19 protein-coding genes are annotated in these 19,481 nt (G+C 67.2%); 12 read left to right on the forward strand and 7 right to left on the reverse strand.

The features are described 5' to 3' along the window. Positions 1–13: 13 nt before the first annotated feature. The 4 genes from L632_RS0113885 to L632_RS0113900 all read right to left on the reverse strand — a co-directional run bounded on the left by L632_RS0113885 (position 14) and on the right by L632_RS0113900 (position 4,117). The gene (locus tag L632_RS0113885) at positions 14–1,378 is read right to left on the reverse strand and encodes an FAD-dependent oxidoreductase (RefSeq protein WP_028713586.1); all 1,365 of its coding nucleotides are present in this window, start codon (positions 1,376–1,378) and stop codon (positions 14–16) included. Between the two features lie 80 nt (positions 1,379–1,458). Continuing rightward, positions 1,459–2,262 (reverse strand): ABC transporter permease, encoded by an 804-nt coding sequence (locus L632_RS0113890; protein ID WP_028713587.1) that lies wholly within the window; start codon positions 2,260–2,262, stop codon positions 1,459–1,461. After that, positions 2,262–3,065: an ABC transporter ATP-binding protein gene (locus tag L632_RS0113895; RefSeq protein WP_028713588.1), complete on the reverse strand. Its 804-nt coding sequence runs from the start codon at positions 3,063–3,065 to the stop codon at positions 2,262–2,264. Before L632_RS0113895 ends, L632_RS0113890 begins: the two co-directional genes overlap by 1 nt. A 17-nt stretch (positions 3,066–3,082) precedes the next feature. After that, the gene (locus L632_RS0113900) at positions 3,083–4,117 is read right to left on the reverse strand and encodes an ABC transporter substrate-binding protein (protein ID WP_028713589.1); all 1,035 of its coding nucleotides are present in this window, start codon (positions 4,115–4,117) and stop codon (positions 3,083–3,085) included. 144 nt (positions 4,118–4,261) lie between these two features. Here L632_RS0113900 and L632_RS0113905 point away from each other — a divergent pair, with 144 nt between their 5' ends. From L632_RS0113905 to L632_RS0113935, 7 genes are all read left to right on the forward strand, one after another. Continuing rightward, positions 4,262–5,167: a LysR family transcriptional regulator gene (locus L632_RS0113905; protein WP_028713590.1), complete on the forward strand. Its 906-nt coding sequence runs from the start codon at positions 4,262–4,264 to the stop codon at positions 5,165–5,167. A gap of 191 nt (positions 5,168–5,358) precedes the next feature. Continuing rightward, positions 5,359–6,213, forward strand: a complete 855-nt coding sequence (locus L632_RS0113910) for a transketolase (RefSeq protein WP_028713591.1) — start codon at positions 5,359–5,361, stop codon at positions 6,211–6,213. Beyond that, positions 6,210–7,244, forward strand: a complete 1,035-nt coding sequence (locus L632_RS0113915; RefSeq protein WP_028713592.1) for a transketolase family protein — start codon at positions 6,210–6,212, stop codon at positions 7,242–7,244. Before L632_RS0113910 ends, L632_RS0113915 begins: the two co-directional genes overlap by 4 nt. 38 nt (positions 7,245–7,282) lie before the next feature. Continuing rightward, the gene (locus L632_RS0113920; protein ID WP_028713593.1) at positions 7,283–8,035 is read left to right on the forward strand and encodes an SDR family NAD(P)-dependent oxidoreductase; all 753 of its coding nucleotides are present in this window, start codon (positions 7,283–7,285) and stop codon (positions 8,033–8,035) included. Between the two features lie 60 nt (positions 8,036–8,095). After that, on the forward strand, positions 8,096–9,064 hold the full coding sequence (locus tag L632_RS0113925) for a TRAP transporter substrate-binding protein (protein WP_028713594.1): 969 nt from the start codon (positions 8,096–8,098) through the stop codon (positions 9,062–9,064). Further along, positions 9,061–9,624: a TRAP transporter small permease gene (locus tag L632_RS0113930; RefSeq protein WP_028713595.1), complete on the forward strand. Its 564-nt coding sequence runs from the start codon at positions 9,061–9,063 to the stop codon at positions 9,622–9,624. Before L632_RS0113925 ends, L632_RS0113930 begins: the two co-directional genes overlap by 4 nt. Positions 9,625–9,636: 12 nt before the next feature. Continuing rightward, positions 9,637–10,893, forward strand: a complete 1,257-nt coding sequence (locus L632_RS0113935) for a TRAP transporter large permease (RefSeq protein ID WP_028713596.1) — start codon at positions 9,637–9,639, stop codon at positions 10,891–10,893. A gap of 45 nt (positions 10,894–10,938) precedes the next feature. On the opposite strand, the gene L632_RS0113940 is transcribed toward L632_RS0113935, so the two are convergent. After that, a complete protein-coding gene (locus L632_RS0113940; RefSeq protein ID WP_028713597.1) occupies positions 10,939–11,922 on the reverse strand; it encodes a LysR substrate-binding domain-containing protein in 984 nt (327 codons plus the stop codon). 241 nt (positions 11,923–12,163) lie between these two features. Next, on the reverse strand, positions 12,164–13,402 hold the full coding sequence (locus tag L632_RS0113945; RefSeq protein ID WP_028717005.1) for an aromatic ring-hydroxylating dioxygenase subunit alpha: 1,239 nt from the start codon (positions 13,400–13,402) through the stop codon (positions 12,164–12,166). Between the two features lie 120 nt (positions 13,403–13,522). Between L632_RS0113945 and L632_RS0113950 the strand changes: the two genes are divergently transcribed. From L632_RS0113950 to L632_RS0113970, 5 genes are all read left to right on the forward strand, one after another. Further along, positions 13,523–14,401 (forward strand): LysR family transcriptional regulator, encoded by an 879-nt coding sequence (locus tag L632_RS0113950; protein ID WP_028713599.1) that lies wholly within the window; start codon positions 13,523–13,525, stop codon positions 14,399–14,401. A gap of 209 nt (positions 14,402–14,610) precedes the next feature. Next, the gene (locus L632_RS22730) at positions 14,611–15,261 is read left to right on the forward strand and encodes a CerR family C-terminal domain-containing protein (protein WP_036698307.1); all 651 of its coding nucleotides are present in this window, start codon (positions 14,611–14,613) and stop codon (positions 15,259–15,261) included. Beyond that, positions 15,254–16,195 carry an HlyD family secretion protein gene (locus tag L632_RS0113960; protein ID WP_028713600.1) on the forward strand — a complete coding sequence of 314 codons (942 nt, stop codon included), beginning with the start codon at positions 15,254–15,256 and terminating at the stop codon, positions 16,193–16,195. The genes L632_RS22730 and L632_RS0113960 overlap by 8 nt, the downstream gene beginning before the upstream one ends. Continuing rightward, the gene (locus tag L632_RS0113965) at positions 16,192–17,100 is read left to right on the forward strand and encodes an ABC transporter ATP-binding protein (protein WP_028717006.1); all 909 of its coding nucleotides are present in this window, start codon (positions 16,192–16,194) and stop codon (positions 17,098–17,100) included. The genes L632_RS0113960 and L632_RS0113965 overlap by 4 nt, the downstream gene beginning before the upstream one ends. Further along, positions 17,097–18,236 (forward strand): ABC transporter permease, encoded by a 1,140-nt coding sequence (locus L632_RS0113970; protein ID WP_028713602.1) that lies wholly within the window; start codon positions 17,097–17,099, stop codon positions 18,234–18,236. The genes L632_RS0113965 and L632_RS0113970 overlap by 4 nt, the downstream gene beginning before the upstream one ends. Before the next feature lie 106 nt (positions 18,237–18,342). On the opposite strand, the gene L632_RS0113975 is transcribed toward L632_RS0113970, so the two are convergent. Then, positions 18,343–19,380, reverse strand: a complete 1,038-nt coding sequence (locus L632_RS0113975) for a zinc-dependent alcohol dehydrogenase family protein (protein WP_028713603.1) — start codon at positions 19,378–19,380, stop codon at positions 18,343–18,345. Between the last annotated feature and the right edge of the window lie 101 nt (positions 19,381–19,481).

Raw genomic sequence — 19,481 nt, forward strand, 5'->3', positions numbered from 1 at the left:
GTGGTTCCCTTTCTCAGGCGGCGGCGATTGGTTCGATCAGCGCATTGGCCGAGGGCACGTCGCCCGGATCGGCGCCCTGCGCCCGCATCTGCTTCTGGATGGCCCTGACATCGACGTCGCGCAGCGCGCAATTGGCCTGAAGCGCCTTGGCCACGGCCACGCCGGCAGCCTCGCCCTGGGCCATGCAGGGAGGGATTTCACGCGATTGCTTCTGCGCCTCGCTTTCGACCGAATAGTGCCGGCCGGCGACGATCAGGTTGTCGATCCCCCGGGGCAGCAGCGCCCGATAGGGGGTATAGTAGTCCCTGCCCCGGCAGACCGAGTCCGCGAAATGGCGCCGCTTCTTCACGTCGTCCTTGGTGACGATGTATTCGCCCTGCAACAGCCGCGTCTGCCGGATGCCCATCTGTTCCGCCGCTCCCAGCATCCTGGCATTCTCGAAGCCCGGCAGGTTGGCGCGGGCGAAGTCCAGCAGCGCCATCATCCGGCGGCGGCCTTCATATTCGGCCTCGACCATGTGTTCGGGCGACAGGCCGTCATAGCCCGGCATGTGCGGGCAGTTGCACCAGACCACGCCGGGCAGCGGCGTCTTCAGCCACCACATCCCCCAGGCCCCGCCGATGACGCGCCTGGCCTGGCGGTCGAGGGCCTTGAAGGCTTCGGGGTTTTCGTATTCGAACGCTTCCGCCCTGGTGGTGTCCACGTCCATCAGGCGGAAGACGGTCGTGACGATGAACTGCCCGGTCGCGAAGGACGCGCCCGCCGAGGCCGCCACGTCCAGGTCGCCCGAGGCATCCACCACCATCCGCGCACGGATCGCCTGCCGGCCCAGCTTGGTCTGCACGATCACGCCGGTGACACGGCCGTTCTCGACGATGGCTTCGGAAAACCAGCTATGGGTGCGCAGCTCGATCCCGGCCTCGGCGACCAGATCCAGGCTGACGCGCTTCCAGGCATCGGGGTCGAAGGCGACCGCGTGGATGATCGGCTGCGGCATGCCCTGCTTGTGAAAGTCGATGCAGCCCCAGCGCGCCCATTTCCGCCACATCTCCCAATTGGTCTGGCAATCTTCGGGCGGGGGAAAGACGGCGCCGTCCTGGCGCTGCATCCGGTCCACGAATTCGCTGACGATGCCGGTGGTGACGATCTCGGTTCCCTCGTTCACCATGTCGTCCAGCACGAGGACCATGCCGCCCGACGCCATGCCGCCCAGGTGGTGATAGCGTTCCACCAGCGTCACCCGCGCCCCGTTGCGGGCGGCCGACACGGCGGCGGACAGACCTGCCGGGCCCGCCCCGATCACCACCACGTCGGTGTTGCTGACGACCGGCACCTGCTCGGCCCTGGTGGTGAGAAAATCCCTGATGCGATCGGTCATTTTGGACAAGCTCCTCCTGTCACGCCGGGGCGGGTCAGGACCGCGGCGTCGATTTTCCGGTTGTTTCGAATGGTCTCAGGTTACCAGCGCACGATCCGGCGTTCGGCCAGCGTGACCAGGGCGAACATCAGCACCGACAGCCCCGAGGACATGAGCACCGTGGCGTAAAGCAGCGGCGAGTTGAAATTGAAGGTCGCGTCGATGATGAGCGCACCCAGGCCCAGATCCGCACCGACCCATTCGCCGACGATGGCACCGATGACCGAGGTGGTGGCCGAGATCTTCAGCGCCGAGAACAGGAACGGCAGCGACGACGGCAAGCGCATCTTCCAGAAGACCTCGGCCTTCGACGCCGACAGGATCCGCGCCAGTTCCAGCGTCTGCGGGCTGACCGACTGCAGGCCGCGCACCATGTTGACCAGCGTCGGGAAGAAGCAGATCAGCGCGGCGATCACCACCTTTGCCGTCATGCCCGGCCCGAAGATCAGCACAAGGATCGGCGCGATGGCCAGGATCGGGATGGTGTTGACGAAGACGGCGATGGGGAAGAACGCCCGCTCGACATTGCGGGAATGGACGAAGGCCACCGCGATCAGGATGGCGGCAAGATTGCCCACCACGAAGCCCGCCACGCTTTCAAAGAAGGTGGGCCAGAAGTTCTGCATCAGCAGGGGAAACTTCTCGACTAGGGTGACGGCGACGTCCGACGGCGCGGGGGCGATATAGGTCGGGACGCCCAGGGCCCTGACCCCCAGCTGCCACAACCCGACCAGCGCGACGGCTGTCCCGATGGGCACGATGGTCGAGACCAGCCTTTCCCTGCGCGCCGCGCTTCGGGCAAGGGCCTGGGGATCGGCGATGCCAAGGTTTTCGATGACGGCCATCAGCAGGTCTCCAGAAGTTCGCGCAGATAGCTGCAATAGCGGTTGAATTCGGGCGTATCGCGCAGCTTCATCTGCCGCGGCTCGGGCAGGTCGATATCGACGATTTCGCGCAGGCGTCCGGGATTGGCGCGCAGCATGATCACCTTCTGCCCCAGGAAAACCGCCTCGGAAATGGAGTGTGTCACGAACAGGATCGTCGTCCCCGTCTCCCGCCAGATGTCCAGCAGCTGAAGGTTCAGCCGGTCGCGGGTCATCTCGTCCAGCGCGCCAAAGGGCTCGTCCATCAGCAGCAGCTTGGGCTGGCACAGCAGCGCGCGCGCAATGGCGACCCGTTGGCGCATCCCGCCCGACAGTTCATGCGGAAGGGCGTTTTCGCGGCCCTTCAGGCCGACCAGCTCCAGCAATTCGCGGGGGCTGCGCGGCCCGGTCGGGATCACGGCCCCGCGCTTGCGCCCGATTTCCAGCGGCAGCTCGACATTCTTCAGGGCCGACCGCCACGGCAGCAGGGCGGCATCCTGAAAGACGAAGGCGAATTCCCGCGCCAGCCGTGCCTCTTCGGTCGTCTTGCCGAAGATCGAGACATCGCCCCCCGCGGCGGGGATCAGGTCCGAGACCAGCCGCAGCAGCGTGGACTTGCCGCATCCCGACGGGCCGAGGATGGTGTAGAACGCGCCGGCCTCGATCCGGAGGTCAAGCTTGTCGATGGCGGTATAGGATCCGAAGCGGACCGTTGCCGCGTCCAGCGTGGCCGCCGGAGCCTTCACCCGCGTCGTGTCAACCGGCTGCCCCACAAGGGTTTCCATGGGTTCCATCATGTCGTTCAACCGTATACCGGCCGCACCGCGGCGATTTCATCCAGCACCGAAAGGGTCATGACGTCGTCGACCGCAGGCGCCCCGCCTTCGAACTGGCCGAGGCGGTCGTAGATGTCGATCTGCGCCTGCCAGTTTTCGCGCGTCATCGTGCCCCAGCCGCGTTCGCGCGTCGCCTCGTCGAAGCTGTATTCGACGACAGCACCCACCGCCGCGAGTTCGGCATCCCGGTCAAGGTTGGGATAACGCGACACGAGGATGTCCACGGCGGCTTCGGGATTGTCATGCACCCAGCCCCAGCCGCGTGCGATCGCGCGCAGCATCCCGCGGACCTGCTCGGGGTTTTCGTTCAGCGACCTGTCGGTGACGTAATAGGGATTGGCGTAAAGCCTGATGCCCGCATCCCACAGGGTCATGTCGACCCGCTCCGGCCCCAGCACCGACAAGGCGCTGACATTGGTTTTCCAGCCGGTCACCACATCGGCCTGCCCGGTCAGCAGCGGCGACATGTCCGCGCCCATCACCCGCACCTCGACCTGATCCTCGGGGATGCCGTTGGCGGCCAGCAGCGCCTGCAACAGAATCCGCGCGGTGCCGTTGGTGGCCACGGTCTTGCCGATCAGATCCTTCGGCTCGCGCACCGGGTTCTTTTCGAGCGAGAAATAGGTGAAGGGATGCTGCTGATACCCTGCCGCGATGCACTTGACCGGCAGCCCCTGCGAGCGCGCCAGCATCAGCGACGGGCTGGAGCTGATCGAGCCGATCTCGGCCCGCCCCGACGCGACCGAGGCCACACCGTCCACGTTCGGACCTCCGGCGACGACTTCCAGCGCCAGCCCTTCCTCGGCGAAATAGCCGTTCTCATCGGCGGCCAGTTCCCCCAGGATGCCGTTCCCCGCCAGCCACCCGAGCTGCAGCTTGATCGTATGGATATCAGCGGCCCAGGCCCGTTCGATACCGATCCGGGTTCCGACAAAGGCGGCCCCAAGGGCCGTCATGCCCTGCAACAGACTGCGCCGGTCGAGCTTTGTTCTGTGTCGCATCTTTCCATCTCTCTGTTGGTGGTGGGGCGGCCCTTGTTTCGACCTTGTTGCACTGACTTTAGCGTTGCGGATGCAGTGCAGATAGAAGAAAGTTTTACCAACAGCGGTGCAGAAAACGCATCACCCCCCTGGCGTCGAGGCAGCATGCATACCAGCTTCCTGAAGTATTTCGACGAGGTCGCCCGGCAGCGGTCGATCCGCAAGGCGGCGCAGCTTCTCAACGTTTCGTCCACCTCGGTGAACCGCAAGATCCTCAACGTCGAGCAGCGGCTGGGCGTCTCGATCTTCGACCGCACCCCGGAGGGCGTGGAGCTGACGGCCGTGGGCGCGATCCTTCTGGAGCATTGCCGTACGGTGCTTCACGATTTCGAGCGCACCAAGATCCTGATCGACGACATGCGCGATCTGCGCACGGGGCATATCAACATCTGCACGATCGATTCGATTGCGATGGGCTGCCTGCCCCGGGCGATGAACGAATTCGGAAAGATCTATCCCGACATCTCGATCTCCGTCACGACCGCCCAACCCGAGGACGCAGTGCAGGCCGTGGCCAGCGGCGCGGCCGAGATCGGCATCGCCTTCACGTTCTCGGATCATCCCGGCGTCAGGCTGCTATCCGAAAAATCCGCGCCCTTTGGCGTTATCGTTCGTCCCGACCATCCGCTTGCCGGCCGGACCAGCGTCACACTCGACGACATTGCCGCCTACAGGCTGGTGCGCACCATCGATGCCCGCGGCGGGAACTCGATCATTGATCAGGCGATCACGACATTGGTCACGCCGCTGTCGACACATATCTTCACGAACACGTTGTTTCTTGCGAAGCAGATGATCCTGGGCGGTCATGGTATCGGGCTTTATACCAAGATCGGCTTCTACGACGACATCGAAGACGGCCAGCTCCGCTTCGTGCCGTTGATCCAGGAGATGCTTGCCAACATCCGGGTGGGGATCTTCGTCTCCACCTCAAGCCCCATCGACCCGGCCAAGCACCTGATGTGCAACGCGCTCGCAAGGGAAATGGCAGGCATGCGTCTGGATTCCTGAAGGGGTTGCTGCGCAAGCACGGCCGGAGGCGGCGGCCTTCCTGTCCTGCCATGGGTCCTTCATCCCGCGCGGGCAGGCCGGCTTGCGGGTATCTGAAGCTCACCTTCACAAACTGTAAAGAAAACATACAAGACTACGGGCCTGATTCGGCGCAAGCTTGCTCTCACGGCCCAAGCCGATGGGAGGAATTCATGACAGATCAAAGCCGCGTATCTGCGGCGTCCAACGTTTCGTTGGCGCTGCGGGCATGGAATATTCGCCGCAAGGCCCTGCTGATGGGCGAGGTGCAGGGACAGGGCTATATCGGCCAGGCGCTTGGCGTGGCCGATGTGCTGGCCGCATCCTATTTCCACGCCCTGAACTACGACCCCAGAAACCCGGAATGGGAAGGCCGCGACCGCTTCCTGCTGTCGATCGGGCATTACGCCATCGCGCTTTACGCCGTGCTGATGGAGGCCGGCATCCTGCCCGAGGAAGAGCTTGAGACCTACGGCATGGATGATTCCCGCATGCCGATGTCGGGCATGGCCTCCTATACTCCGGGGATGGAGATCACCGGCGGTTCGCTGGGTCATGGCCTCGGCATCGCCGTCGGCATGGCGATGGGGCTGAAGCGCAAGAACAGCCCGGCCTTCGTCTACAACCTGATGTCGGACGGCGAATTGGGCGAGGGATCGACCTGGGAAGCCGTGATGTCCGGCGTCCAGCACCGGCTGGACAACCTGATCTGCCTTGTCGATTTCAACGACCAGCAGGCCGACGGCAAATCGACCGCCGCGCTGGCCCAGGGCGACGAGCGTGCCAAATGGCAGGCCTTCGGCTGGCACGCGCAACGGGTCGACGGCAACGACCTTGCGGCCGTCGTCGCGGCGCTGGACGCCGCACGCGAAACCGACCACCGCGGTCCCCGCGTCATCATCTTCGACACCACCATGTGCAAGGGCGTCGATTTCCTGGAGAAACGCGAAATCACGCATTTCGTCCGCGTCGAGGCGGATGAATGGGCCAAGGCCCTGGCCGTCCTGGAGGAGGGGAAACCGCAATGACGCTGGCATCGATGAAGCGCAAATACGAACCGCGCAAGCTGCCCGAGGGGCCGCGCGTGGCGACCACGGCGATGATCGCCTCGCTGGCGGCCGAGGGCTATGACACCGTGGCTGCACCCTTCGGCCATGCGCTGGTCGAGGCGGCGCAGAAGGACGACAGGATCGTCGGCCTGTCCGCTGACCTGGCCAAATACACCGACCTGCACATCTTCGCGCAGGCGATGCCCGACCGTTTCTACCAGATGGGCATGGCCGAGCAGTTGCTGATGTCCGCCGCCGCCGGGCTGGCGCGCGAGGGCTTCAACCCGTTCGCGACGACCTATGCGGTCTTTGCCAGCCGCCGCGCCTATGACTTCATCGCCATGGCCATCGCCGAGGAAAACCTGCCGGTCAAGATCGTCTGCGCCCTGCCGGGCCTGACCACCGGCTACGGCCCCAGCCATCAGGCGACCGAGGATCTGGCGATCTTCCGCGGCCTGCCGAACATGACCGTGATCGATCCCTGCGACGCCGACGACATCATCGGCATGGTGCCGCAGATCGCCGCCCATGACGGCCCGGTCTACAGCCGCCTGCCGCGCGGCAAGGTGCCATCGGTGCTGACCCGCCACAAGCCGGATTACAGGTTCCAGCTGGGCAAGGCGCAGGTGATCCGCGAGGGCCGGGACGTGCTGATCGTCTCGACCGGGTTCATGACCATGCGTGCGCTGGACGCCGCCGAGGCGCTGGCCCGGGACGGGGTCGATGCGGCGGTGCTGCATGTGCCGACGATCAAGCCCCTGGATACCGAGACGATCCTGGCCGAGGCGCGCAAGGGCGGGCGGCTGGTGGTCACGGCCGAGAACCATACCGTCGTCGGCGGCCTGGGCGAGGCCGTCGCCACCACGTTGTTACGCAATGGCGTCACGCCGACATTCCGCATGATCGGCCTGCCGGACCAGTTCCTGGAGGCCGGAGCCCTGCCGACCCTGCACGAGATGTATGGGCTGACGGTGGGCAAGATCACCGAACGCATCAAGGGCTGGCTGTAAGCCGGCCCCCCAATTCAGACAATCAGGAGGAGAAGGCCATGGGCCTGCTGGACGGAAAATTCGCGGTGGTGACCGGCGCGGCCTCGCCGCGCGGCCTGGGCAAGGCCACGGCGCAACTCTTTGCCGAACATGGCGCCACCGTCGCCATTCTGGACCTCGACGCCGATCAGGCCAAGGCGGCTGCAGCGGATCTGGGCGAAGGCCATGTCGGGCTGGCCTGCGACGTGACCGACCTGGACGCCTGCAGACGCGCGGCGGACGCGTTGCTGCAACGCTGGGGCCGCATCGACGTGCTGGTCAACAATGCCGGCATCACGCAACCGCTGAAGGTGATGGATATCGCGCCCGGAAACTATGACGCGGTTCTGGACGTGAACCTGCGCGGCACGCTCTACATGAGCCAGGCGGTCATCCCCGCCATGCGCGAACGAAACGCGGGCAGCATCGTCAACCTGTCCTCGGTCTCGGCGCAGCGCGGGGGCGGAATCTTCGGCGGGCCGCATTATTCGGCGGCCAAGGCCGGCGTGCTGGGCCTGACCAAGGCCATGGCGCGCGAACTGGCGCCGCAGAACATCCGCGTGAACGCGGTCTGCCCCGGCTTCATCGCCACCGACATCACCGCCGGCAAGCTGACGCCCGAGATGATGGACGGCATTCTTGCCGGCATCCCGATGGGCCGCGCCGGCGAGGCGCGCGATGTGGCCGGCTGCTGCCTGTTCCTGGCCTCGGATCTGGCGTCCTATTGCACGGGAACCGAGGTCGACGTGAACGGCGGCTCGCTCATTCACTGAAAAAAGGCCTGCCGCGAGGAGGCGGCAGGCCCCATCATCTGCTCATTGGGAGGAAACACCATGAACCGCACCATCCTTGGGGCAATCCTGTCCGGCACCGTCTTTGCCGGTGCCGCCGCCGCCGATACCATCATCCTGGCCCATGCGCAGCCGCCGGGCAATCCGCGCTCGCTGGCGGCCGAGTTCTTCGCCGAAAAGCTGTCGGCCTGCACCCAGGGCCGCATCACCGTCAACGTGGCGGGCGCCGCGACGATGGGCGACGATGTCGAGGCGCTGACCTCGACCTCGGCCAATGTGATCCAGATCACCGCCAACAGCCAGGGCGCCACGGCGCAGATCGTCCCGGAACTGAACGTGATCGGCCTGCCCTTCCTGTTCGCGGATGCGCCGAGCGCCTGGAAGGCGATCGACGGCGAGATCAAGGCGCAGATCGACGAAAGGGCGCAGAATGCCGGGCTGAAGCTGCTGGGCTTCTGGGACAACGGCATCCGCCATGTCAGCCACCTGTCCCGGTCGATCACCACGCCGGCCGACCTCAAGGGCGTCAAGATCCGCACGCCGCCCGACGACATGACCATCGCGATCTTCAAGGCGCTTGGCGGCAACCCGGCGCCGCTGACCTTCGCGGAACTGCCGACCGCGCTGCAATCGGGGGTCTTCGAGGCGCAGGAGAACCCCCTGACGAACATCTATTCGTCCAAGCTGCACGAGATCACCAAGCATATCTCGCTGACCGGCCATAAATACGAGACCTCGCCGCTGCTGGCCAGCATGGCCTGGTGGGCGTCGCTGTCGCCCGAGGATCAGGCCTGCGTCCAGACCTCCGCCGACGAGGCGACGGCGTTCCAGAGGCAGACTGCCGAAGAGCAGGAGGTGGAGGTCCGCCAGAAGCTGGAGGCCGAGGGCGCCATCGTCACCGAGCTCGAAGATCGTCAGGCTTTCGTCGACGCGACGGCGGGGGTCTATGACGAATATCGCGCCCGCTTCCCGGAACTGGTCGATGCGATCATCGCCGAGGCCGCAAAATGACCGGCGCGCTTCATCCCGACACCGCCGGAAAGGAGGGGCGCCCGGCGCCCTCCGTCCTGCGCGGCATCGTCGCGGCGCTGGACATGTCGGGACGGCTGGTCTGCGTCGCGACCCTGATCGTGCTTTTCGTGGGGCTGATGGCCAATGTCGTCCTGCGCTATGTCTATGGCCAGGGGCTGGACTGGGCCTATGAGATCCATGCCATCCTGCTGCCCTGGATGATCGCCGGCGGGGTGGTGATCGCCACCGTCCACAGCCGCAACATCGCCATCACCATCCTGCCGGACCTGCTGTCCGACAGCGGCCGCAGGGTGCTGTTCATCCTCGTCTCGGTGCTGACGCTGCTGATCTCGGTCTTCGTGGTCTGGTCCGCGTTCCCGATCATCCGCGCGGCGCAATACCAGCGTCTCAGCGCCCTGGGCGGGATCAGCCAGCTTTGGGGCTATGCCAGCCTCGTCTACGGCTTCGGCGGCATCGCCGTGATCTGCGCCTGCGACCTGATCGCCGCGCTGATGGGCCGGACGCTGCGCAATGTCGAAACCGCTTCGAGCCTGAGCTGAGGAGGACCCGGAATGACCCCGATTCTCGTGATCGCATTCTTCGGCCTGATGGCGCTGTCCGTGCCGGTGGCCCATGCCATGCTGGGCGGCACCGCGCTGGCGCTGCTGGCGGACGGCAAGCCGCTGGCGGTGATCGCCCAGCGCCTCTATGCGCCGACGCAGGCATTCCCAATGCTGGCGATCCCCTATTTCATCCTGGCCGGCTCGCTGATGATGCACGGCAAGTTCGGCGAATACCTGGTCAATATCGCGCGGCTGATCGTCGGGCGCTATCGCGGCGGGCTGGGGCAGGTCAGCATCCTCGGCTCGGTGATGTTCGGCGGCGTCTCGGGCTCGGCGGTGGCCGATGCCTCGGCCATGGGCAATGCGCTGATCCCGGTGCAGGTGCGCGACGGCTATCCCGCGCCTTTCGCGGCGGCGATCAACGCCTCGTCCTCGACCATCTCGGTGCTGATCCCGCCCTCGATCCCGCTGATCCTCTACGGGCTGGTGGCGAATGTCTCGATCGTGGACCTGTTCGTCGCCGGCATCCTGCCGGGCCTGCTGCTGGCGGCCGGCCTGATGACCACGGTCTGGTTCGTCGCCAGGCGCCGCGGCCTGCCCGCCGCACCGCTGCCCGGCGGCTTCCGCGCCTTCAGAAGCCAGATCGTCTTCGCGCTGCCGGCGCTCTTGATGCCGATCTTCATCATCGGCACCCTGCGCTTCGGCATCGCCACGCCCACCGAGGTCAGCGTGCTGGCCGTCGCCTATGCGCTGCTGATCGGCATCTTCTTCTATCGCGACGTGACGCCGCGGCTGATCTGGAATGCCCTGGTCGATACCGGCATGATGACCGGCGCGGTGATGCTGATCATCATGGCCTCGGGCACGATCCAGTGGATCCTGACCGCCGAGCAGGTGCCGCAGAACCTGGCCGGCTTCGTCTCGACCCACCTGACGCAACCGTGGATGGTGCTGATCGCGCTGAACCTGGTGATGCTGGTCGTCGGCATGTTCCTGGACCTGCCCGCCGCGGTCCTGCTGCTGGCGCCGCTGTTCGTGACCATCGGCAACACGATCGGGCTCGATCCGGTGCAGCTGGGGCTGATGATGGTGATCAACCTCTCGATAGGGCTTTACACGCCGCCGGTCGGGACGACGCTGTTCATCTCGATGGCCATCGCGCGGACGGGGATCGGCCAGACCACCAAGGCGCTGCTGCCCTTCTATCTGGTGGCCCTGATACTGCTGCTGGCCTTCACCTTCATCCCGGCCCTGACGATCTACTGAGCGGCCGGAAACCGGGAATGCCGGGCGTCATCGCCCGGCATTCCTTCATCGCTCTTCGGACGTGACGAAGGCCGCCCGGCGCTCGAAGCGGGTCCGGTGCCCGCGTTCCTCCAGCCAGGCCCGCGCCTCGCGCATATGCTGCCGGCCCCTGTCCTTGACCCAGTCCGAGAACAGCCGCACCGCCCGGCGTCCCACATGGCGATGCGGGCAGACGATCCAGTATCCCGGAAACTCGATCACCTCGAACGCGGTCGAGAAGGGCACCAGATCGCCGCGCCGCAATTCCTCGAAGGCCAGCGTCATGCTGTCCAGGATCACGCCGCCACCGTCCATCGCCATCTGCACCGACATGCTCGACCGGTCGAAGCGGCAGGGATAGGACATCGAGGTGCCCTGCACGCCGTTGCGGGGCAGCCAGTAATCCCAGCGGTAATAGGCCTTGACGCTGTCGATCAGCCTTGCATGGCGCAGCTGCTCGCGCGGGTCGTCCGAGATCCTGCGCAACTCCTCGCGATAGGCGGGCGAGCACATGGGAAAGACGAAATCATGCACGACGCAATCGGTATGCAGCCCCTCCCAGTCGCCCTCGCCATAGCGCAGGTCCATGTCCACGACCTCGGTGTCGAATTCGGTGAAATTGGGCGTCGCATCGACCCGGACATCCCATTCCGGATGCCTGCGGCAGAAATCCGCAAGTCGAGGCGCCAGCCAGCGCACCCCGAAGGACGGGCTGACCCGGATCGACAGATTATGCGTTTCGCGCTGGCGGATGATGGCGGCGCGGACCTCGCGGATGGACTGGAAGGCCTGCGAGGTGGTCTGGAACAGCCGCTCGCCGTCGATGGTCAGGCGCAAATGGCGCTTTTCGCGATGGAACAGCTTCACGCCCAGGTTCTGCTCCAGCAGCTTGATCTGCTGGCTGACCGCCGAGGCCGAGACCTGCAATTCCTCGGCGGCGCGCATGACCCCGCCCAGCCGGGCGACGGCCTCGAAATGCGCCATGGACAGAAGATTGAGGTCGCGGGCCACAGCTTTGCTCTTCAGGTGGAATGCACAGACAGGTAAGTCTGGCTTATCTGCGGCCTGCAGCAAAGGGGTTTGCGCGGCCAGCGGACGCATGGACGCCCCGGGCCCGGATTTTCAGGCAGCCCCCGGCACCGGTAGCTGAAAAGCGCGCCGGAGGGGCCAGGGAAGCAGAAGACCGTCCCATCCGGCGCCTCGGCAGGAGCGAGGCGCCTTCCCGTTCAGAAGGCCAGCGGCGCGTTCATGGTCACTCGGCCGCCATGCGGCTGGGGGCGAGGCTGCGTTCCATCCATGCGGCATACCAGTCGATGAACTGGATCACGCCGCTTTCCCAGTCGGGCGAATAGGGGCCGGGAACATAGGCGGGCGAGAAGATGCCTTCCTGGTTGGTCTCGACGATCTCGCGATCCTCGTCATTGGTGGCGATCCAGACTTCGGTCAGGCGCTGAAGGTCGTAATCCACGCCCTCGACCGCATCCTTGTGTACGAGCCAGGTCGTCGTCACCTCGGTCTCGGTCGGGCTGATCGGGGTGACGCGGAAGGTCAGCGAGTGATCCGGCAGGAAATGGTTCCAGGTCGAGGGATAGTGAAAGACCAGCAGCGAGCCGGCGTCAGACTTGGCGACGCGGCCCAGCTGGCGCGCCACCGCCGCCTTGCCATCCATCGTATAGCTGACGGCGGTTTCCTGCAGCGGCATCCGCGCCAGCCGGAACTGGCCGCCGCCGCCCAGCAGGAACTGCGCCGGGGCGCCGGCCGCGGCACAGGCGTCGAAATGCGCCTGCAGCCGGGCCGAGATCGAGCCGTCGGCCGAAACCCCCGCCACCTCGGGGTCCAGCGGAAAGGACCGGCACAGCGCCGGATGGTTGCCGCTGCAATGATAGCATTCGCGGTTGTTTTCCCAGACCAGCTTCCAGTTGCCCTTCTCGATGATCGAGGAGCTGTAGGCAACCTTGGCGTCGGTCAGGTCGTGGACCGCCAGATAGGGCTCGGCAGCGCGGGCGAAAGCCTCGAAATCCGGCGGGTTGTCGGCCAGGCAGATATAGATCAGCCCCTTGAGGTTGCGCAGCGCCACCCCGCGCAGCCCGTGCTGGGTCGGGTCGAAATCGGGGCCCATGCTGTTGGCCCAGATCAGCTTGCCGTCCAGGTCGTAGGTCCATTGGTGATAGGGACAGACCAGCTTGGCCACCTGACCCTCGCGCGCCTTGCAGACGATCGAGCCGCGATGCCGGCAGGAATTGTGGAAGGCACGGATTTCCCCGTCGCGGCCCTTGACGATGACGATGTTGTAGGCGCCGACCCGCAGCGTCGCGTAGCTGCCGGGCTTGACCAGCTGGCAGGCCGGGATGGCATAGAGCCATTCGCGGTAGAAGATATGCTCCAGATCCTGCTGATAGATCTCGGGCGAGGTATAGAAGGGCTGTTCCAGCGCGTGTCCGGGAATCCGGCGGGCAAGCAGGTCATGCAGATTCGTGTTGGTGGCGGACATGTTCGGCTTCCAGGGGATGAGGGTGAATCTGTCCTGACGTTCCCCCGGATGCGCCGCCTTGACAACGGCATTAAAATTCACCTTGGGTTATTTCAGCTAATCCAAAAACGCAGGAGGCGCATGGCTCGGCCCTACGACTTCGCTTCGATGACCGCGCTGATCTGCTTCGAGGCCGCGGCGCGCAACGGCGGTTTCAAGGCGGCGGCGCGCGAGATGAACGTGACCCCCGCCGCCATCAGCCACCAGATCAAGGCGTTGGAGCAGGATCTGGGCTGCGCGCTGTTCCTCCGCCGGCATCGCGGGGTCGAGCTGACCGAGAAGGGCGCCTTCCTGCTGGTCGCCCTGCAGCGCGGCTTCGAGACGATCTCGGACACGGTCGGCCAGTTGCGGGCCCGCCCCGATGCGGTCGATGTCACCATCCGCGCCACGACCGCGGTCAGCGCCCTGTGGCTGACCCCGAAGATCACCGCGTTCTGGAAGGCCTATCCCGCGATCACCGTCTCGCAGATCGTCAGCGACGTGCCGCGGGCGGCCAGCCGGCACGACATCGGCATCGGCTATGTCCGGCCGGGCCAGGACGGCGGCGAGCGGCGCGAGATCTTCCGCGACCGCATCCGCGCCTATGGCACGCCGCGCTTTGCCGAAAACCACCGCATCGCCGGAATCGGCGACCTGCTGCGCGCCCCGCTGATCCACCTGAACGACGACGACAATGCCTGGCCCGGCTGGGCGGAATGGTTTTCCGAACTCGGCCAGCCGGCCCCGTCCGGCCGCAGCCTGTTCGTCAACAACCACATGATCGCCCTGCAGGCCGCCCAGGACGATGTCGGCGCGGTGCTGGGCTGGGAGGGGCTGATGGCCAGGCTGCTGGCCGAGGGGCGGCTGGTCGAACTGGTGCCGGAAAGCGTGCCCGCGCCGGCAGGGTTTTCCCTTGCCATCAGCCCCCGCGCCTCGGCCAAGGCCCGGCTGTTCGCCGACTGGCTGGTGCGGAACGCCTGAGGCAAGGGCGGCAAGGCCAACAAGTGGCAGGCGACGCGCGCCCCGGCATGGCGCAACTCCCCCGCCGCCGGGCCTCTGACCGGCCCCGCGCGACGCGCCGCCCTACAGCCCCGCATCGCGAGACCCGCGCCGCGCCGGAGCCCCCGCACCGGGCTCGACTCGGCGGGCTCGACTCGGCGGGGAAAATCCTGTATCAAGCGATTGATTGAATGCAGCGCGAGATCGGCATGGACCCGCATCCCACCCGCATGTCGCTGATCCGGGCCGCCCTGCAGCAATTCGGGCGCGGCGGATTCGAGGCCGCCTCGACGCGCGCCATCGCCGCGCAGGCCGGGACGAACATCTCGTCGATCGCTTATCACTTCGGCGGCAAGGACGGGCTGCGCATCGCCTGCGCCGACGCGGTGGCCGAGCAGGTGGCGCAGGTCGCCCGGCCCCTGCCCGGCTTGCAGGACCGGCCGGATCCCCGCCAGGCCCGGATGATCCTGCGGCGGCTGGTGCGCCGCATCGTCACCTTCATGATCGTCAGCCCCGGCGCCAGCGATGCCGTGGCCTTCGTCCTGCGCGAGCTGGCCGAGCCGGGCAGCCCGGTGCTGGACCGGCTTTATGCCACGCTGGTCGAGCCCCGGCACCGGGCGCTTTGCGCGCTGTGGTCCGCCGCGACCGGCGCGCCGGCAGAATCCGAAGAAGTGAAGCTGGCCGTGTTCTCGCTTGTCGGGCAGGCGGTCTATTTCCGCGTCGCCGCGCCCATCGTCCAGCGCCGCATGGGCTGGCGGCACTATGCGCGGCCCGAGGCGCGGGCGATCACGCGGCGGATGCTGACCAATCTGGACCGGATGACCGGGGGCGGGGATGGCTGATCTCATCTGCTCGCTTGCCTTTCTGGCGGCGCTGTTTGCGCAATGCGGCCCGCCGCCGCCCCTCGGCACCGGCTATGTCGAGGGCGAGTATGTGCAGATCGCCCCGGTGGCGACGGCGCGGGTCGAAACGCTGGCCGTGCAGCGCGGCGACCGCGTCCAGGCCGGGCAGGCCGTGGCAATGCTGGAGAGCCGCGACGCCGCGCTGGCGCTGGCCGCGGCAAGGGCCGCCGAGGCCCGCGCCGCCAGCGAGCTGGCCAATCTGGAAAAGGGCGGGCGCCAGCCCGAGATCGCCGCCGTCGAGGCGACGCTCGCCTCGGCCCGCGCCCAGGCCGAGCGCGCGGCGCGCGAGGCGGCGCGGCAGGAACGGCTGCTGGCGCAGCGCGTCAGCTCGCCCGCGCAGCGGGACGAGGCCCGCGCTGCCGCCGACATGGCCGAGGCGGCGGTGCGCGAGGCCGAGGCGCGGCTGGCCGTCGCCCGCCTGCCCGCCCGCCCCGATGCCATCGCCGCCGCCCGCGCCGCGCTGGCCCGGGCCCGGGCCGACCGGCAGGCGATGGAATGGCAGCTGCAGCAGCGCCGCCTGACCGCGCCCGCCTCCGGCACCGTCACCGACATCCTGCGGCATCGGGGCGAGCTTGCCGGGCCGTCGGCCCCGGTCCTGACCTTCCTGCCCGAGGGCGCAGTCACCCTGCGCTTCTATGTGGCCGAGGCCGATCTTGCCGCGCTGTCGCCGGGCACGCGGCTGCGGGTCGGCTGCGACGGCTGCACGTCCGGCAGCGCCACGGTTTCCTTCATCGCCGACCAGGCCGAGTTCACCCCGCCGGTCATCTATGCCCGCGACGCCCGGCAGAAGCTGGTCTATCTGGTCGAGGCCCGCCCCGATCCCGGCAGCGCGCTGAAGCCCGGCCAGATCGTCGATGTCTGGAAGGCGCCATGACCGGGGCGACGGCCATCGACGTGACCGGGCTGACGAAATCCTTCGGCGGCAGGCGGGTGGTGGACGACGTCGCGCTGCGGGTGGCCGAGGGCGAGATCGCCGGCTTCCTGGGGCCGAACGGCTCGGGCAAGACCACCTGCATCCGCATGATCTGCGGCCTGCTGACGCCCGATGCGGGCAGCGGCACCGTGCTGGGCCTGGACGTGCGCCGCCAGCAGCGCGCGATCCGGCGGCAGGTCGGCTACATGACGCAGAAATTCTCGTTCTACGAAGACCTGTCCATCCAGGAGAACCTGGCCTTCGTCGCCGGGCTCTACGGCCTGCCGCGGCAGGCGGTGCGCGACACGCTTGAGGATCTGGGCCTGACCTCGCGCAGGACGCAGCTGGCCGGCAGCCTCTCGGGCGGCTGGAAGCAGCGGCTGGCGCTGGCCGCCTGCATCATGCACCAGCCGCGCCTTCTGCTGCTGGACGAGCCGACCGCCGGCGTCGATCCCAAAGCCCGCCGCCAGTTCTGGGACGAGATCCACGCCCGGGCGCTGGGGGGCATGACGGTGCTGGTCTCGACCCATTACATGGACGAGGCGGAACGCTGCCACCGCATCAACTACATCGCCTATGGCCGGCTGGTGGTCTCGGGCACGGTGGCCGAGGTGATCGCGGGGGCGCGGCTGGTGACGCTGACCGTGCGATCGGCGCGGCCGGGCGAACTGGCCGAGCGCCTGCGCCGGGCCCCGGGCGTCGGGCAGATCGAGCCCTTCGGCACCGCGCTGCATGTGACCGGCACCGACCGCAAGCAGCTTGAAGCCGCGCTGGCCGCCGAAGGCGTGACGGGCCGGCCGGCCGAGACCAGCCTCGAGGACGTGTTCATCCGTCTGATGGAGCTCTCCGAGGACAACATGCGATGAGCTTTTCCCCGACACGGCTGCGGGCGCTTCTGCGCAAGGAGTTCATCCAGATGCGCCGCGACCGCGTGACCTTCGCCATGATGCTGGGCGTGCCGATCATGCAGCTTTTGCTGTTCGGCTATGCGATCAACAGCGACCCGCGGGACATGCCCGCGGCGCTGGTCGCCCCGGCGCAGGACCGCTTCGGCCGCAGCTTCGCCGCAGCGCTGGAGAACAGCGGCTATTACCGCATCACCCATCCCGCGGCCTCGGCCGGGGAAGCCGAGCGGCTGATCACCCGGGGCGAGGTTTCCTTTGTCGTGACGGTGCCCGCCGATTTCGGCCGGCGCATGCAGCAGGGCGACCGGCCGCAGATCCTGGTCGAGGCGGACGGCTCGGACCCTTCGGCGACCAGCGGCGCCATCGCCGCGCTGCCGCGCCTTGCGGACAGCGCCTTTCGCCGCGACCGGCCGGCCGAACCGGTCCAGGGCACGCCCGAAATCGTCGCGCCTCGCGCGCCGGAGATCATCGTGCATCGCCGCTACAACCCCGAGGGCGTCACGCAATACAATATCGTCCCCGGCCTGCTGGGGGTGATCCTGCAGATGACCATGGTGATGATGACCGCCATGGCGCTGACCCGCGAGATCGAGCGCGGCACCATGGAGAACCTGCTGGCCATGCCCGCCACCCCGGCCGAGATCATGCTGGGCAAGATCACCCCCTTCCTGGCCGTCGGCGCGGTGCAGGTCCTTGTCATCCTGGGCGCGGCCTGGGCGGTCTTCGACGTGCCTTTCGTCGGCTCGCTGGGGCTGCTGCTGGCGGGGGTGATGGTCTTCGTGCTGGCGCTGGTGCTGCTGGGCTATCTGATCTCGACCGTGGCGCGCACGCAGATGCAGGCGATGCAGGTCGCGATCTTCGTCTTCCTGCCCTCGGTCCTGCTGTCGGGCTTCATGTTCCCGTTCCGGGGCATGCCCGGCTGGGCGCAGGCCCTGGGCGAGGTGCTGCCGGTGACGCATCTGCTGCGGCTGGTGCGCGCCGTCATGCTGAAGGGCGCGGGCTTCGCCGATGTCGCGCCGCAATTCGCGGCGCTGGCGGCCATGGTGGCGGTGCTGGGGCTGCTGGCCCTGCTGCGGTTCCGCCGGACGCTGGACTGAGCGCCCGCCGGCACAAGAACCGGGGCGCCCGATCCCGCGGCCGCCGCAAGGACCCTTTCCACCCCGTGCGGTCCCGGCGGCGGGCGGCCGGAACCGGCAGGCCTGCTCAGGCGGCCAGGATCACCTTCATCGCCTTTTCCCGCGCGGCATTGCCGAAGACCTCATAGGCCTGCAGGATCTCGTCCAGCCGGAAGCGATGCGAGACCAGCTGCCCCGGATCGACCCGGCCCGATTGCAGGGTGCGAAGCAGCATCGGCGTGGTATTGGTGCAGACCAGCCCGGTCGAGATGGTGATGTTCTTGATCCAGAGCTCTTCCAGATGCAGCTCGACCGGCTGGCCATGCACGCCGACATTGGCGATGTTGCCGCCGGCCGAGACGATCTTCTGGCAGATGTCGAAGGTCGCGGGCACGCCCACCGCCTCGATCGCCACGTCGACGCCCTGCCCTTCGGTCAACTCCATGATCCGGGCCACGGCGTCCTCGGCCCCGACCTGGATGGTGTCGGTGGCGCCGAAACGGCGCGCAAGCTCCAGCCGCGCGGGATCGGTGTCCAGCATGACGATCCGCCCCGGCGCGTAGAATTGCGCCGTCAGCAGCACCGACATGCCGACCGGCCCGGCACCCACCACGGCGACGGTATCGCCCGGCTTGACCCGGCCGGCCTGCACGCCGATCTCCAGCCCGGTCGGCATGATGTCCGACAGCATCACCAGCGCCTCTTCGTCCGCGCCGGCGGGGATCGGATAAAGCGAATTGTCGGCATGCGGGATGCGGACATATTCCGCCTGGGTGCCGTCGATCAGATGGCCGAGAATCCAGCCGCCATCCGCGCAATGTGCGTAAAGCTGGCGCTTGCAGTTCGGACAGGCCCCGCAAGAGGTGATGCAGGAGATCAGCACCGCGTCGCCGGGCCGGAAATTGCGCACGGCCTCGCCGACCTCCTCGACCACGCCGACGCCCTCATGGCCCAGGGTCCGCCCCGGCGTCACCGTGGGCACGTCGCCCTTCAGGATGTGCAGGTCGGTGCCGCAGATCGTCGTCCTGGTGATCCTGACGATCACGTCGGTCGGCTTCCGGATCGCCGGCCGGTTCTTTTCCACCCAGTCCTTCTGGCCCGGACCGTTATAGACCAATGCCTTCATGGCCTTTTCCTCCATTGGCATCCGCGCGTCCCTGCCGACTCTACCCTGCCGCGGCGGCCAAGGCCCGTCCGAATTTCGGACAAATCCGCGCATGGGCAAGG

The organism is Paracoccus sp. J39 (assembly GCF_000518925.1).
Lineage (GTDB): Bacteria > Pseudomonadota > Alphaproteobacteria > Rhodobacterales > Rhodobacteraceae > Paracoccus.